Genomic DNA, 14,572 nt, shown 5'->3' with positions numbered 1-14,572 from the left:
ACCTCGTCGGCATGAGCCGCAGCCGGCGCGACGACCTGGCCGAGCTGGTGCGCCGCCATGGCGGCGCCTGCACGCACTTCGAGACCCTGCCCGTGCCGGCGGTGCCGCTGGCGCCGGGTGCGCGCCGCGTGCTGCTGTGCGACGGTCAGGCGCTGCCCGCCCATGGGCTCGACACCGCTGCCCTGGCCGACCGGCTGGCGGCCAGCGGCGAGCGCGGCGTGCTGCTGGTCGGCGCCGCGGTCGACGCGCGCTCGATGCCGCGCGAGCTGGTGCCCCTGTACCGGCCGGCCTCGCCCACCCAGGTGATCGAGGCATTGAACCGCGCGCTCGGCCCGCCGCCCGTGGACAGCGGCCGGATGGACATCGACATGCCGGGCCCGAGCGGTGGCACTCGGCCGGCGCGGGTGCTGCTGGTGGAAGACAACCTCGTCAACCAGCTGGTGGCGCAATCGCTGCTCGAGCGGCTCGGCGCACGGGTGGTGCTGGCCGGCGACGGAGAGCAGGCCCTGCAGCGCCTGGCCGAGCACGAATTCGACCTCGTGCTGATGGATTGCCAGATGCCGGTGCTCGACGGCCTGACGTGCACACGCCGCTGGCGCGAGGTCGAGTCGCGCGGGCAGCGCCCGCGCGTCACCGTGGTGGCGATGACGGCCGCCAGCGACGAGCAGGCCCGCGAAGACTGCATCGCCGCCGGCATGGACGGCTTCCTGCCCAAGCCGGTGGAACAGGGCCAGCTCGCCGCGCTGCTGGCACGCGTCGTGCAAGCAACTGACGGGTGATTCGGGGTTTGTTCGAAGTCTCGCGGCCGGGTCGCTTTGCTTCAATGACAGCGAGACGTCGTGGATCTGGAGGTTCGCTCGATGGCTTCGTCGAATGATCTCGTGACCGTGCCGCGCAGCGGCCTGCCGATCGCGCACATGCGCCACGTGTACCGCGTGGGTGACGTCGAGCGCCGGCTCGACAAGCTCCCGCCCAAGGAGCACGAGGGCCTGCGCTCCACGTATGAGCGCATGCTCGAGAAGGGGCCGGAGCGCTTCCAGGTCAAGCCCTCGGGGCTGCCCTCGATGGACCATCTCTACGACGACCTGCCCAACTTCGCCGAGGTGCTCGACGACGTGAAGCGCCAGCTCGCGCTGTGCGAGGACAGCCGCGACGCGCTGGAGATCACACCGCTGCTGCTGCTCGGCCCCCCGGGCGTGGGCAAGACGCACTTCGCGCGCGCGCTGTCGCACCTGCTGGGCACCGGCATGGGCTTCATCTCGATGAGTTCGATGACCGCCGGCTGGGTGCTCTCCGGCGCCTCCAGTCAGTGGAAGGGCGCGCGCCCCGGCAAGGTGTTCGAGACGCTGGTCGACGGCCAGTACGCCAACCCGGTGATGGTGGTCGACGAGATCGACAAGGCCGGCGGCGAGCACGCCTACGACCCGCTCGGCGCGCTGTACAGCCTGCTCGAGCACGACACCGCGCAGGCCTTCGTCGACGAGTTCGCCGAGGTGCCGATCGACGCCAGCCAGCTGATCTGGGTGGCCACCGCCAACGACGAGCGCAGCATCCCCGAGCCCATCCTCAATCGCATGAACGTGTACGAGGTGCAGGCGCCCGACTTCGAGGCCGCCCGCCGTATCGCCTTCAAGCTCTACGCCGGCATCCGCGCGGAACACGACTGGGGCTCGCGCTTCGAACCGGAACCGCGCGCCGAAGTGCTCGACCAGATGGCCGGAATGGCCCCGCGCGAGATGCGCCGCGCCTGGATGACCGGCTTCGGCAACGCCAAGCTGGACCGGCGTGACCACATCCTGCCGCGCGACCTGCCCGAGCCGTCGGGCAAGCGCAGCACGATCGGGTTCGTGCAGTAGGGCCCGTCAGGCGCTGGCCAGCTCGGCCATCCGTCCTCGCCGCAGGCAGTCGCGGCCGGCCTGCTTGCCGGCGTACATGGCCTCGTCGGCGCGCCGCAGCAGTTCGTCGGCGCCACGACCGTCCAGCGGCGCCAGCGCATAGCCGATCGTCAGGCCCACCCGGCAGGGCTGGCCCGCGGCGACGAACGGCTCGCGGAAGCCGTCGAGCAGCTTGCGCCCGAGTGCCTGCGCATCGCCGTCGCCCGACAGCCCGCTGGCGACGACGACGAACTCGTCGCCGCCCAGCCGCGCCACGGTGTCACTGGCGCGCAGCAGCGACCGCAGGCGCTGCGCCACGCCGACCAGCACCTCGTCGCCGGCCTCGTGGCCGAGGCTGTCGTTGATCGGCTTGAAGCCGTCGAGATCGATCAGGTAGACCGCCGTCATGCGATCCGGCGTGCATTCCGCCAGCGACCGGGCGAGCACGTCGGAGAGTCCGCGGCGGTTGGGCAGGCCCGTCAGCGCATCGGTCAGCGCCAGAGAGCGCAGCGCGTCGCGTTCCACGTGGGCGCGTTGCGCCGAGGCCCGCAGCTCCTCGATGCGCACGCCGAGCACGCGCATCCACATCGCCATCTCGATCATCGCCCCGGCCTGGAAGGCATGCTCGCTCCATGGCGTCATATCGATCCAGCCGCGCAGCAGCGCGGCCATGGTGAGTGTGGACAGCCCGTAGGCGCCCCAGCCGGCCAGCATGTACAGGCCGATGCGTTCGCCATGGCGGGCTCGCTTCCAGGCCACCGGCATCGCCATGAGCATGGGCAGCGGCCCGAACAAGGTGGCCAGGCGCTGTGCCACGCGGTAGTCGACCAGGCCGAGCGTGTAGCTCAGCGCTGTCGCCCCTGCCGCCACAGCCAGCAGCTTCAGCCCGCGCGACAGGCGAGGCTGGAGTTCACCGACGGCCAGTACCCGTTCGATGAACAGGCTGCCGCCGACGATGGCCACCAGCACCGACAACGGCGCCGCATGCTGGCTGAGCCATGCGCTGTTGCCCCACAGGTGCTGCGGCCCGAGGCCGGAATAGGCGACGAAGAACACTCCGGTTCCGGCGATGGTCACCGCGTACTGGAGAAACATCGCGTCGCGCAGGCTGACCCACTGCGTGAGGCTGTACAGCAGGAGGCAGAGCATGGCGCCGGCCATCAGCCCCTGCAGGAACTGGCGCCGGGCCTCGGCGGCGTGGAACGCATCGGGCGCCCAGATCGTGATCGGCAGCGCCATGGTGCTGCGCGTCGTCACCCGCAGCAGCAGCTCGAGGTCGCGCCCCGGCTCCAGTTCGATCGTAGCGGCATGCACTGCGCTGGGCAGCGGGCGTTGCGCGAACGGCAGCTCGCGGCCCAGCCGAATCGGCTCGCCCGGTCCCTGGGCCGAGGGCAGGTACAGCTCAATGCGGTCGATCGACGCATAGTCCACCGAGAGCACCCAGCGCCGCGGGGCCTGCGCGTCGGTGCGCAGCGGTACGAGCAGCCAGATGGCCTCGGGGCGCAGGCCGAGGTTCGCGCGCGGCCCGATCGGTGCCGCGAACTCCTTTCGGCGGGCGAGCATGTCCTGTGCCGTCGACTGGCCGGAGGCATCCGCCAGCATGCGCACGACCGGCCAGGCATCGGCCTGGCCGGTGCGGGCGTCGAGCAGCAGCGGGGCCGCCACAGCAGGCGCGGCCACGAGCGCCCACAGCAAGGCGGCGCAGCAGCAGCGCAGGAGCATGGCGGTTCGGCCCATCTCTTGCTCTTCGGCCGCCCGCCCGTTCACTTGAGGCCACAACCCATGAAACCGGCCCGGACGCCGCGCGAAACCGGCGTGCAACGGCACGCAGCGATGCTGTCGACACCGCCCGATGGGCGCCAGTCCCTCAGAGATGACGATGCAAGCCCACCATGCCGAGCTGATCCGGCGCAGCTTCGACCAGATCGCACCGGCGGCCGAACACGCTGCCGCCCTCTTCTATCGCACGCTCTTCGAGCAATCGCCCGAACTGCGCCCGCTGTTCCGCGGCGACCTGGGCAGCCAGGGCCGTCGGCTGATGGAGATGATCGGCGCCGCAGTCAGGCTGCTCGACCATCCGCAGTCGCTGCTGCCGGTGCTCGCCCAGCTCGGCACCCGCCACGCCGGCTACGGCGTCCAGCCGGGCGACTACCGCAAGGTGGGCCAGGCGCTGATCACGACGCTGGCCGAGGCCCTGGGCGACGACTTCGACGACGCCACCCGGGAGGCCTGGAGCGCGATGTACACGCTGGTCAGCACGACGATGGTCGCCGCGGCGAATGCCGACCGCCGCGCCGCCTGATCAGCGCATCAGCAACGTGGCCACGCGGTCGACCAGGTCGCCGCGCGAGAAGGGCTTGTCCAGGCTCGCGCAACCCGCCTCGGCGAGGAAGGCCTCGGCGCCGGGCGAGAGCGTGTCGCCGGTGACGAAGAGCACGCGCTGCGCCAGCAGCGGCCAGCGGGCCTTCAACGCGCGCCACAGCGCCGCGCCGTCCATGTCGGGCATCCGCAGGTCGGACACCACGGCGTCGAAACGCGCTGCCTCGAGCAGCTCCAGCGCCACCGCACCCGACTCTGCCGTGGCCACCTCGAAGCCGGCGCCCTCGAGCATGGCGCGCATCAACTCGGCGATCTCGGCCTCGTCGTCGACCACCAGCACCCGCGCCGGGCCGGAACCGTCCATGCCGGTGAGCGCGCCGGGCTCGGTGACTTCGCCCGGCTGGCCGCTGATCGGCAGGCTCATGCGGAACACCGCGCCGCTGGCGCTGATCTCCAGGCCGAGCTGGCCGCCATGGTCGCGCACCAGAGAGCGTGAAACAGCCAGGCCCAGACCGGTGCCGATGCCCTCGGGCTTGGTGGTGAAGAAGGGCTCGAAGATCTTCTCGTGCAGGGCCGGCGGCACGCCCGGCCCGGAGTCGGACACGCGCAGCCAGACGCGCGGCTCGCGGTTGCTGCGCCGCGCCTCGACGCCGGTCGAGAGCTTCACGCGGCGCGGTTCGCCCGGCGGCACCGACGCGACGGCCTGCTGCGCATTGACGAGCAGGTTGAGCACCACCTGGCCGATCTGGTCGGCGTCGGCGCTGACCTCGGGCAGCTCGGGCCCGAGCTCGAGCTGCAGCTCGATGCCGTGGCTGCGGAAGGTGTAGGCCAGCATGTCGGCCGCAGCGCGCGCCAGGTCGTTGAGCTGCACGTTGCGCCGCTCGGCCGGCTTGGCGCGGGCCATGTTCAGGAAGGTGCGCACGATGCGGCCGCAACGCTCGGCGGCCTCGCGGATGCGCCGCGCGTCGCCCTGCAGCTCGGGCGAGCCCTCGCACTTCTCTTCCAGCAGGCTGGCGCGGCCCATCACGATGGCCAGCGGGTTGTTCAGTTCGTGGGCCACGCCGGCCAGCAGACTGCCCATCGCGGAGAGCTTCTCGCTCTGGCGCAGCGCCTCGCGCTGGCGTTCGATCTGCTCGGCGGCGGCGCGGCGCTCCGACAGGTCGGTCAGCGAGGCGGTGAAATGCGCCTCGCCGCCCAGCGCCGTGCGCCAGATCACCACCTCGACCGGGAACTCGCGGCCTTCGGCGTGCATGGCGATCATCTCGGTGCGCCGGCCCAGGGTGTCGAGCGCGCCGCCCTCGCGCAGCGCGCTGATCGCCGCCTCGTGCCCGGCGCGGTGCCGCGGCGGCACGATGGTCTCCATCACGGAGCGGCCCAGCACCTCGGCACGCCGGCGGCCGAACATGGCTTCGGCGGCGGGATTGAACTCGACGATGCGACCATGCGCGTCGGTGGAAATGATCGCCGCCAGGGCGTGGTCGACGATGGCCGACTTCAGTGCCTCGGCACGCTGCTCGCCTTCACGGGCCGTGCGCGCGGCGTCGAAGGTGTCGCGGGTGAGTTGCGCCCAGGGGGCCCAGGCCGACGGCAGCACGGGCTCCTGCGCCTGCGGGTCGAGCGCCTTGCGGTGCAGGTAGTCGACCAGCCGCAATGAGGGCAGCGCGTAGCGCCGCCACAGCACGGCGGCGGTGCCGAGGAACAGCAGCAGCAGCGCGGCGCCGCCGACGGCGTAGGGGCCGACGTCGGCCATCACCAGGCGGCGCACGTGGGCATCGTCGCTGGCGTAGATCGCGCGCCACGGCGCCACCGACGAGGGTCGGGCCGACAACAGCAGCGCGCCGCTGCGCACCGCCAGTGGTGCCGAGGCGGCCTGCGTGAGCACCTCGGCCGGCAGCTCGGGCAGTGCGCCGTCGAGCGCCGAGCCGGCCGGCTCGTTGCGCGCCTTGTAGTCCCACACCACGGCGCCGTCGCCGTCGATCACCCAGAAGCGGCCGATGCCGGCCTCCACGCGCGCGGCGTCGAGCGCCGCCGCCGGCAGCTCGGCGGCCACCACGCCAGGGCGCTCCTGGATGTCCAGCGGCACCGTCGCGGCGATCAGGCCACCGGGCTGCCGCTGCCAGGCCACGGCGTCGCGAAACACCAGCCCGCTGCGCGCGTGGCGCTGCGCGAGCCGCTGCAGCGCCGCGGGCACGCTGTCCGCCTGCAGCTCGGCCAGCAGCTGCGCGCTGCCCGTCCAGGGGTAGATCCAGGCCTGCGTGCCATCGGCATCGACATAGACCACGCGCCGGAAGCTTACGCGTCCGGCCGTGAGCAGCCGTGCCTGCTGGGCGAACACCGCCGCCTGGCCGATGGCGGCGTCGCGCCAGGCCGCGTCGTGTCGCTGCGTACCGGCCAGCAGCACCTGTGGCGCGGAGTCGCGCAGCACCCCCGGCAGTGCGTCGAGCGTCCAGGCGCTGCCGTCGGCCGTGGGCGCGAAAGACTGGCGGTCGGCCGCCACCGCGGGGGCGATCGCCGGGGCCTGCGTGGCGTTACGCAGCCGCAGCAGGTTGTCGCGCAGCGGGGCGAGCACGGCATCCAGCCGCGTCACGCGGCGGTCGGTGCTCATCGCGATCTGACGCTGCGTGCCGATCGAGACGATCTCGAACTGCAGCATCAGCACGTAGACGACGGCGGCCAGCACCGGTGCGCCGAGCAGCAGCATCAGCAGCGCGTAGCTGCGGCGCAGGCGGTGCAGCGCCGCTTCCGGCACCGGCTGCGGCAGCGTCACGAGACGGCCTCGCCTCCCGGAACGAACACGTAGCCGACGTTGCGCACCGTCTTGATGACCTCGGGCTTGTCAGGGTTGCGCTCGATCTTGCGGCGCAGCCGCATGATGCGCAGGTCGATCGAGCGGTCGAACACGTCCCAGCCACGGTTGTGCGCCTGCTCCATGATCTGGTCGCGGTTCAGCGGCCGGTTGGGGTGGCGCGCGAACAGCGCCAGCAGGTCGAACTCGGCAGCACTGATCTCCACCTCGGCGCCCTCGCGGCCGAACAGGCGGCGCTGGTCGAGATCGAGCACGCATTGGCCGAAGCGCACCTGGCGCGTGGCCGGCTCCGCAGGGGCCGCCGCAGCCGACGACGCCGCGGCCCCGGCGCGGCGCAGCACCGAACGCACGCGGGCCAGCAGCTCGCGCATCTCGAAGGGTTTGGGCAGGTAGTCGTCGGCGCCGAGTTCCAGGCCGACGATGCGGTCGACCGACTCCCCGGCGGTGGTGAGCATCACCAGGCCCATGCCCGGATGCGCCTCGCGCAGGAAGCGAGCCAGCGACAGGCCGTTCTCGCCGGGCATGTTGACGTCGAGAATGGCCAGCTCCGGCGCCCGCTCGGCCACCAGTCGGCGCGCCGCAGCGGCGTCCTCGGCCTGGCGCACCACGAAGCCGTGTCGGCCGAAGTACTCGGCCAGGAGCGCGCGCAGTTCCGGCTCGTCGTCGACGACCATGACCACGGGCTGGTTCTCGGGGGCGCTCACGTCGTGGATTGCGGCAGCAAGGGCTTGCGAGCGCGGATCATATCGGCCGAAGCCGGCCGGCAGTTGCATCGAGGCGCCGCTGGCGAACATGGCTCAGCGCCCCGCACGGGCGGCCGGCCGGCGCGCACGCAGCATCGGGAACAGGTCGGCCAGTGCGGCGTCGGAGGCGGCCTGCAAGTCCTCGGCGAAGCACTCGCTGCGGTAGAGCCGGCCGCCGTCGATCACGATGTCGGGCAGCGGCTGCGCGCGCCGCGCCGTGGCCGGGCGGGCAGAAGCCGGCCAGCCGGCGGAACTGGGAAGCATCAGGCTCAGGAAGGGGTTCATGGCGTCGTCCTCGCGGTGGGGTCTGGCGACATCGTCGGCCAGCCCTGTTTCGCGTGCGCTTCGCCGCGGCCGCGGCCGTGTTTCATGTGTTTCGCCGTCGCTATCATGGTCCGCATGCCCGTTTCGCTCGCCGGCCAGCTGGTGGTGGCCATCTCCTCCCGCGCTCTCTTCGACTTCGAGGAGGAGAACCAGGTCTTCGAGGCCGAGGACGATCGCGCCTACATGCAGCTGCAGCTCGAGCGGCTGGAGCGCGCCGCCCGGCCGGGCGTGGCCTTCTCGCTGGTGAACAAGCTGCTGGCCTTCAACACGCCGCAGCAGCCGCGCGTGGAGGTGGTGATCCTGTCGCGCAACGACCCGGTCTCGGGCATGCGGGTCTTCCGCTCGGCGCGCCACTACGGGCTGCCGATCCAGCGCGGCGTATTCACCCGCGGCGAATCACCGTGGCGCTACCTGCGCCCGCTGGCGGCCAACCTGTTCCTCTCGACCAACGAGGCCGACGTGCGCTCGGCGCTGGCTGCCGGCGTGCCGGCCGCGCGCGTCTTCCCGCAGTCGGCGCGCGCCTCCGACGCCCACCCGGACGAGGTGCGGATCGCCTTCGACGGCGACGCGGTGCTGTTCTCCGACGAGGCCGAGCGGGTGTTCCAGAGCCAGGGACTGGACGCCTTCCAGAACCACGAGCACCAGCGCGCCGCCACGCCGCTGGCTCCCGGCCCGTTCAAGCCCCTGCTGGAAGCGCTGCAGCAGCTGCAGCGCGAGCCGGGGCGGAACATGCGCATCCGCACCGCGCTGGTCACCGCGCGCAGCGCGCCGGCGCACGAGCGTGCCATCCGCACGCTGATGGACTGGCACATCGAGGTCGACGAGGCGATGTTCCTCGGCGGTCTGCCCAAGGGCGAGTTCCTGCGCGAGTTCGAGCCCGACTTCTTCTTCGACGACCAGACCGGCCACATCGAGAACGCATCACCGCATGTGCCGGCCGGCCACGTGGCCGCCGGCGTGGTCAACGGTTGATTGACCGCGGGTCAGCCGAGCAGCCGCGCGGCCAGTCGCTCGACCAGCGGGCGGCGCGACCAGTCCTGCAGCGCCCGCGCGGCGAACTCGTGGCCGCGGCGGTTGAGCCGGTAGTAGCGGATGTGCTCGAAGCCGTCGGGGTTGTCGAACTCGTCGATCAGCGCATAGTCGGCCAGCGTTCGGAAGGCCGAGCCGACCACCCCGCCGTCGATCGAGCAGCCGCCCCAGCTCTCGCTGGCATGCACCAGCACGTGGCCGCGCTTCAGCGCACGCAGCGCGTCGACGAACTCCCCGCGGTTGGCGATGATGGGCTGGCTGTCCATGGGAGCATCTTCGGCCGGCGCCGGCGGCGGCGCAAAGAAAAAAGTGGCAGCTTCGCCCGCCATTCCCGCAGCGAGCGCCGCCGCCGTGGCAAAGCTCACGCGTTGCGGTGCACGTGGCGGCGCAAGGCCGGCAGGTCGAGCACGCGTACGCCGCCGTATTCGATGGCGATCAGCCCCTCGGCTTGCAGCGAGCGCAGCGCCTCGTTCACCCGCTGGCGCGACAGCCCGACCAGGTAGCCCAGTTCCTGCTGGGTGATGCGCAGCAGCGTGCCCACGCCGGGGTAGAGCACCGGGTGGAACAGCGCCGCCAGGTTGCGCGCCACGCGGGTGTCGGGGTCGTCGAGCCGGTCGATCTCGCGCGCCGCGATGAACTGGCCGAGCCGCTCGTTGAGCTGGTTCATCACGTAGCGGTTGAACGGGATGCTGCGCTCGAGCAGCCACTCGAAGGTGTCGATGTCGATGCCGGCCACCACGCTCTTGCGCAGCGGCTCGATGTTGTAGCGGTAGACCTCGCGCTTGAGCAGCGTGCCCTCGCCGAACCAGGCGCCCGGCGGTACGCCGGTGAAGGTGATGGCGAAGCCCAGCGAGCTGTCGTTGCTCATCTTCAGCAGCCCGTCGAGCACGCCGAACCAGTAGTTGGCCTGGCGGCCGATCTTGCAGACGAAGTCGCCCGGGTCGGCCTCCACCACCTGCAGCGCGCCGATCACCCGGGTGCGTTCGGTGGCGTCGAGCAGGCCGAGCCAGGGGATCATCTCCAGCTCGGCAGGACTCGGTGCGCGGGCACGCTGACGCAGCGGCGCGGGGCGGTGGGCGGGGTCGGCGGGCAGAGAACTCATGCGCCTCGAGCTTGACGGCGCGCTGACGGCGCAGCGTCGTTGGCCTTGGGGAAACTCCCCTCGGGGGTGTCCCGGAGATTGTCGTCACAACGACAACCCGGCGTCAAACTTGTTCCTACATTGCAGGGACCGAGAGGAGACATCGCGGTGCAGACAACGTTTCCCCGCCTCATGCTGGAACACGCAGCGAAGCGCCCCACGGCGCCGGCGCTGCGCGAGAAGGTCTATGGCATCTGGCAGACGCTCACCTGGGCCGACCTGGCCCAGCTGGTGCGCGACATCGCCGGCGGCTTCGCCGCCGCCGGCCTGAAGCGCGACGACCACATCGTCGTCGTCGGCGACAACCGCCCGCGGCTGTATGCGTCGATGCTCGCCGCGCAGGCGCTCGGCGCCGTGCCCATCCCGCTGTACCAGGACGCGGCCGCCGCCGAGTTCGTCTTCCCCATCGTCAATGCCGACGTGGCCTTCGCCATCGTCGAGGACCAGGAGCAGGTCGACAAGATGCTCGAGATCCGCGAGCAGTGTCCCAAGCTCGGGCGGATCTGGTACGACGACCCACGCGGCCTGCGCAACTACAGCGAGCCGGGGCTGGCCGCGCTGGATGCGCTGATCGAGGAAGGCCGCCGCTTCAACCAGGCGAACCCCGGGCACTTCGACGCCGAGCTGGCCAAGGGGCAGCCGCAGGACGTGGCGGCGATGTTCTTCACCTCCGGCACCACCGGCAACCCGAAGGGCGTGGTGCACACGCACTTCACGCTGCTCGACCGCGCCAAGGCCGGCGCCGATTTCGACAAGCTCACCGAGCACGAGGAGGTGCTGGCCTACCTGCCGCCGGCGTGGATCGGGCAGAACATCTTCAGCTACGCGCAGTGGCTGGCCTGCGGCTACGTGGTCAACTGCCCCGAGTCGGCCGCCACGGTGACGATCGACCTGAAGGAGATCGGGCCCACCTACTACTTCGCGCCGCCGCGGGTCTTCGAAGGGCTGCTGACCAGCGTGATGATCCGCATGGAGGACGCCAGCGCGATCAAGCGCGGCCTGTTCCATCACTACATGGCGCTGGCGCGGCGCATCGGCCCGGCGCTGATGGACGGCAAGCCGGTGGGTGCGCTCGACCGGCTGCGCTACAAGCTCGGCAACCTGCTGATCTACGGCCCGCTGCGCAACACGCTGGGCCTGTCGCGCGTGCGCGTGGCCTATACCGCCGGCGAGGCGATCGGCCCCGACCTGTTCAGCTTCTACCGCTCGATCGGCATCAACCTCAAGCAGCTCTACGGCTCCACCGAGACGGCGGTGTTCGTCTGCCTGCAGCCCGATCATGAGGCGAAGGCCGACACCGTGGGCGTGCCGATCCAGGGCGTGGAGGTGAGGCTCACCGACAGCGGCGAGATCCTGATCAAGTCGCCCGGGCTGCTCAAGGAGTACTACAAGAACCCGGCCGCCACCGCCGAGGTGCTGACGGCCGACGGCTGGTACCACACCGGCGACGCCGGCTTCCTCGACGCCGGCGGGCACCTGAAGATCATCGACCGCGCCAAGGACGTCGGCCGCATCATGGGCGGCGCCAACGACGGCGCGATGTTCGCGCCCAAGTACGTGGAGAACAAGCTGAAGTTCTTCCCGCACATCAAGGAGGCCGTGGCCTTCGGCGACAAGCGCGAGAAGGTGTGCGCCTTCATCAACATCGACTTCGAGGCGGTGGGCAACTGGGCCGAGAAGCGCAACCTGCCCTACGCCGGGTACACCGACCTGGCGGGCAAGCCCGAGGTGTACGAGCTGATCCGCGAATGCGTGGAGAAGGTCAACGCCGACCTGGCGGCGGATGCGATGCTCGCCGGCAGCCAGATCAGCCGCTTCCTGATCCTGCACAAGGAGCTCGACGCCGACGACGGCGAGCTCACCCGCACGCGCAAGGTGCGCCGCGGCTTCATCGGCGAGCGCTACCAGGTGCTGGTCGACGCGCTGTACGGCGGCAAGAGCGAGCAGTACGTCGAGACGCAGGTGAAGTTCGAGGACGGCCGCACCGGCATGGTCTCGGCGACCTTGAAGATCGCGGACGCGAAGACGTTCGCCTCGGTGAAGAAGGCGGCGTGATGGCAGAACGCAAGATCGGCGACGTCATCCTCGACGTCCAGAACATCAGCCTGCGATTCGGCGGCGTGAAGGCGCTGACCGACATCAGCTTCAACGTGCGCGAGCACGAGGTGCGCGCCATCATCGGCCCGAACGGCGCCGGCAAGAGCTCGATGCTCAATTGCATCAACGGCGTCTACACGCCGCAGGAAGGCTCGATCACGCTGCGCGGCCAGACCTTCAAGCACATGAACTCGCGCCAGGTGGCCGAATCGGGCATCGCGCGCACGTTCCAGAACCTGGCCCTGTTCAAGGGCATGAGTGTGCTGGACAACATCATGACCGGCCGCAACCTGCGCATGAAGAGCAACATCTTCCAGCAGGCGATCCGCTGGGGCCGCGCCGAGCGCGAGGAGATGGAGCACCGCGAGGTGGTCGAGAAGATCATCGACTTCCTCGAGATCCAGGCCTACCGCAAGACGCCGGTGGGCCGCCTGCCCTACGGTCTGCAGAAGCGCGTCGACCTCGGCCGCGCGCTGGCGATGGAGCCGACGCTGCTGCTGCTCGACGAGCCGATGGCCGGCATGAACGTCGAGGAGAAGCAGGACATGAGCCGCTTCATCCTCGACGTCAACGACGAGTACGGCACCACCATCGTCCTGATCGAGCACGACATGGGCGTGGTGATGGACATCTCCGACCGCGTGGTCGTGCTCGACTACGGCAAGAAGATCGGCGACGGCACGCCCGACGAGGTGCGCACCAACCCGGACGTCATCAACGCCTACCTCGGAACGAGTCACTGACCATGGGCTTCTTCCTCGAAACACTCATCGGCGGCCTGATGGCGGGCATGCTGTATTCGCTGATCGCGCTGGGTTTCGTGCTGATCTTCAAGGCCTCGGGCGTGTTCAACTTCGCGCAGGGGGCGATGGTGCTGTTCGCGGCGCTGGCGATGGCGCGCTTCTCGGAGTGGATCCCTGCCGGCCTCGGCATCGAGAGCAAGGTGCTCGGCAACGTGCTGGCCTTCGTCGCCGCGATGGCGGTGATGATCGCCGTGGCCTGGCTCGTCGAGAAGCTGGTGCTGGGCAAGCTGGTCAACCAGGAGGGCATCACGCTGCTGATGGCCACGCTGGGCATCACCTACTTCCTCGACGGCTTCGGGCAGACGCTGTTCGGCAGCCAGATCTACAAGATCGACGTCGGCCTGCCCAAGGACCCGATCTTCCTGTTCGAGAACGTGTTCCAGGGCGGCATCCTGGTCAGCCAGGAAGACCTCTACGCCGCGGTGATCGCCGCCGCGCTGGTGGCGGCGCTCAGCCTGTTCTTCCAGAAGACCGCCACCGGCCGCGCGCTGCGTGCGGTGGCCGACGACCACCAGGCCGCGCAGTCGATCGGCATCCCGCTGAACCGCATCTGGGTGATCGTCTGGAGCGTGGCCGGTTTCGTGGCACTGGTGGCCGGCATCATCTGGGGCAGCAAGCTGGGCGTGCAGTTCTCGCTGTCGCTGGTGGCGCTGAAGGCGCTGCCGGTGGTCATCCTCGGCGGCCTCACCTCCGTGCCCGGCGCCATCATCGGCGGGCTGATCATCGGCGTGGGCGAGAAGCTCTCCGAGGTCTACATCGGCCCGATGTTCGGCGGCGGCATCGAGATCTGGTTCGCCTACGTGCTGGCGCTGCTGTTCCTGCTGGTTCGCCCGCAGGGTCTCTTTGGTGAAAAGATCATCGATCGGGTCTGACCATGCTGTACAGAGAAAACGGCCAGTTCAAGACCAGCTACCGCGCCGACCAGGCGGTCTTCCCGATCGCCCAGGACCGCATCGCGATCTTCGCGATCATCGCCTTCGCGGCGCTGGTGGTGCCTTTCGTGGCGTCGGAGTACCTGTTCCGCGCCATCCTGATCCCGTTCCTGATCCTGTCGCTCGCCGCGCTCGGCCTGAACATCCTGGTCGGCTACTGCGGACAGATCTCGCTGGGCACCGGCGCCTTCATGGCGGTGGGCGCCTACGCCGCCTACAACTTCCAGGTGCGCATCGAGGGCATGCCGGTGATCGCCTCGCTGCTGCTCGGCGGCGCGTGCGCCACAGCGGTGGGGGTGCTGTTCGGCATCCCGTCGCTGCGCATCAAGGGCCTGTACCTCGCGGTGGCCACGCTGGCGGCGCAGTTCTTCACCGACTGGGCCTTCCTGCGCATCAAGTGGTTCACCAACGACTCGGCCTCGGGCTCGGTCAGCGTCGCCGGCCTGAACGTGCTGGGAATCCCGATCGAGACGCCGGTGCAGAAGTACCTCTAGATCGGAAGAG

General features: G+C 70.3%; 13 protein-coding genes and 1 pseudogene. 8 read left to right on the top strand and 6 right to left on the bottom strand.

Annotated features, from left to right (window positions below; translation table 11 throughout):
* Window positions 1–779: response regulator (locus tag AB7U92_RS08320; RefSeq protein WP_428575716.1), on the top strand; the 779-nt coding region annotated here is incomplete at its 5' end.
* An 81-nt stretch (window positions 780–860) separates the two neighbouring features.
* The gene (locus AB7U92_RS08315; protein ID WP_428575715.1) at window positions 861–1,856 is read left to right on the top strand and encodes an AAA family ATPase; all 996 of its coding nucleotides are present in this window, start codon (window positions 861–863) and stop codon (window positions 1,854–1,856) included.
* 6 nt (window positions 1,857–1,862) lie between these two features.
* Here AB7U92_RS08315 and AB7U92_RS08310 read toward each other — a convergent pair whose 3' ends face one another.
* The gene (locus AB7U92_RS08310; RefSeq protein WP_428575714.1) at window positions 1,863–3,611 is read right to left on the bottom strand and encodes a diguanylate cyclase domain-containing protein; all 1,749 of its coding nucleotides are present in this window, start codon (window positions 3,609–3,611) and stop codon (window positions 1,863–1,865) included.
* A gap of 142 nt (window positions 3,612–3,753) precedes the next feature.
* On the opposite strand from AB7U92_RS08310, the gene AB7U92_RS08305 reads away from it, so the two are divergent.
* Window positions 3,754–4,176, top strand: coding sequence for a globin domain-containing protein (locus tag AB7U92_RS08305; protein ID WP_428575713.1), 423 nt, complete (start codon window positions 3,754–3,756; stop codon window positions 4,174–4,176).
* On the opposite strand, the gene AB7U92_RS08300 is transcribed toward AB7U92_RS08305, so the two are convergent.
* The 3 genes from AB7U92_RS08300 to AB7U92_RS08290 all read right to left on the bottom strand — a co-directional run bounded on the left by AB7U92_RS08300 (window position 4,177) and on the right by AB7U92_RS08290 (window position 8,027).
* Window positions 4,177–6,960 carry a hybrid sensor histidine kinase/response regulator gene (locus AB7U92_RS08300; protein WP_428575712.1) on the bottom strand — a complete coding sequence of 928 codons (2,784 nt, stop codon included), beginning with the start codon at window positions 6,958–6,960 and terminating at the stop codon, window positions 4,177–4,179.
* Window positions 6,957–7,703: a response regulator gene (locus AB7U92_RS08295; protein WP_428575711.1), complete on the bottom strand. Its 747-nt coding sequence runs from the start codon at window positions 7,701–7,703 to the stop codon at window positions 6,957–6,959. The genes AB7U92_RS08300 and AB7U92_RS08295 overlap by 4 nt, the downstream gene beginning before the upstream one ends.
* Window positions 7,704–7,796: 93 nt before the next feature.
* Window positions 7,797–8,027, bottom strand: coding sequence for a hypothetical protein (locus tag AB7U92_RS08290; protein ID WP_428575710.1), 231 nt, complete (start codon window positions 8,025–8,027; stop codon window positions 7,797–7,799).
* Window positions 8,028–8,141: 114 nt separating this feature from the next.
* On the opposite strand from AB7U92_RS08290, the gene AB7U92_RS08285 reads away from it, so the two are divergent.
* Window positions 8,142–9,038 (top strand): 5'-nucleotidase, encoded by an 897-nt coding sequence (locus AB7U92_RS08285; protein WP_428575709.1) that lies wholly within the window; start codon window positions 8,142–8,144, stop codon window positions 9,036–9,038.
* An 11-nt stretch (window positions 9,039–9,049) separates the two neighbouring features.
* Here AB7U92_RS08285 and AB7U92_RS08280 read toward each other — a convergent pair whose 3' ends face one another.
* The gene (locus AB7U92_RS08280; RefSeq protein ID WP_428575708.1) at window positions 9,050–9,361 is read right to left on the bottom strand and encodes a hypothetical protein; all 312 of its coding nucleotides are present in this window, start codon (window positions 9,359–9,361) and stop codon (window positions 9,050–9,052) included.
* A gap of 95 nt (window positions 9,362–9,456) precedes the next feature.
* Window positions 9,457–10,197 (bottom strand): Crp/Fnr family transcriptional regulator, encoded by a 741-nt coding sequence (locus tag AB7U92_RS08275; RefSeq protein WP_428575707.1) that lies wholly within the window; start codon window positions 10,195–10,197, stop codon window positions 9,457–9,459.
* 147 nt (window positions 10,198–10,344) lie between these two features.
* Here AB7U92_RS08275 and AB7U92_RS08270 point away from each other — a divergent pair, with 147 nt between their 5' ends.
* The 4 genes and pseudogenes from AB7U92_RS08270 to AB7U92_RS08255 all read left to right on the top strand — a co-directional run.
* A complete protein-coding gene (locus AB7U92_RS08270; protein ID WP_428575706.1) occupies window positions 10,345–12,291 on the top strand; it encodes an AMP-dependent synthetase/ligase in 1,947 nt (648 codons plus the stop codon).
* Window positions 12,291–13,076, top strand: a complete 786-nt coding sequence (locus tag AB7U92_RS08265; protein ID WP_428575705.1) for an ABC transporter ATP-binding protein — start codon at window positions 12,291–12,293, stop codon at window positions 13,074–13,076. The genes AB7U92_RS08270 and AB7U92_RS08265 overlap by 1 nt, the downstream gene beginning before the upstream one ends.
* A gap of 2 nt (window positions 13,077–13,078) precedes the next feature.
* Window positions 13,079–14,008, top strand: coding sequence for a branched-chain amino acid ABC transporter permease (locus tag AB7U92_RS08260; RefSeq protein ID WP_428575704.1), 930 nt, complete (start codon window positions 13,079–13,081; stop codon window positions 14,006–14,008).
* Between the two features lie 2 nt (window positions 14,009–14,010).
* Window positions 14,011–14,559: pseudogene (locus AB7U92_RS08255) on the top strand (branched-chain amino acid ABC transporter permease); the annotation flags it as partial.
* Window positions 14,560–14,572: the final 13 nt, after the last annotated feature.

The organism is Piscinibacter sp. (genome assembly GCF_050175855.1).
GTDB lineage: Bacteria > Pseudomonadota > Gammaproteobacteria > Burkholderiales > Burkholderiaceae_C > Piscinibacter.
The sequence above is the reverse complement of the archived record's forward strand: the minus strand, read 5'-3'. Positions and strand labels throughout refer to the sequence as shown.

Bases quoted from the DNA above. Each gene is read 5' to 3' on its own strand.
- AB7U92_RS08260 (WP_428575704.1), top strand. From the start codon at position 13,079: ATGGGCTTCTTCCTCGAAACACTCATCGGCGGCCTGATGGCGGGCATG.
- AB7U92_RS08315 (WP_428575715.1), top strand. From the start codon at position 861: ATGGCTTCGTCGAATGATCTCGTGACCGTGCCGCGCAGCGGCCTGCCG.
- AB7U92_RS08280 (WP_428575708.1), bottom strand. From the start codon at position 9,361: ATGGACAGCCAGCCCATCATCGCCAACCGCGGGGAGTTCGTCGACGCG.
- AB7U92_RS08310 (WP_428575714.1), bottom strand. From the start codon at position 3,611: ATGGGCCGAACCGCCATGCTCCTGCGCTGCTGCTGCGCCGCCTTGCTG.
- AB7U92_RS08290 (WP_428575710.1), bottom strand. From the start codon at position 8,027: ATGAACCCCTTCCTGAGCCTGATGCTTCCCAGTTCCGCCGGCTGGCCG.
- AB7U92_RS08305 (WP_428575713.1), top strand. From the start codon at position 3,754: ATGCAAGCCCACCATGCCGAGCTGATCCGGCGCAGCTTCGACCAGATC.
- AB7U92_RS08265 (WP_428575705.1), top strand. From the start codon at position 12,291: ATGGCAGAACGCAAGATCGGCGACGTCATCCTCGACGTCCAGAACATC.
- AB7U92_RS08285 (WP_428575709.1), top strand. From the start codon at position 8,142: ATGCCCGTTTCGCTCGCCGGCCAGCTGGTGGTGGCCATCTCCTCCCGC.
- AB7U92_RS08275 (WP_428575707.1), bottom strand. From the start codon at position 10,197: ATGAGTTCTCTGCCCGCCGACCCCGCCCACCGCCCCGCGCCGCTGCGT.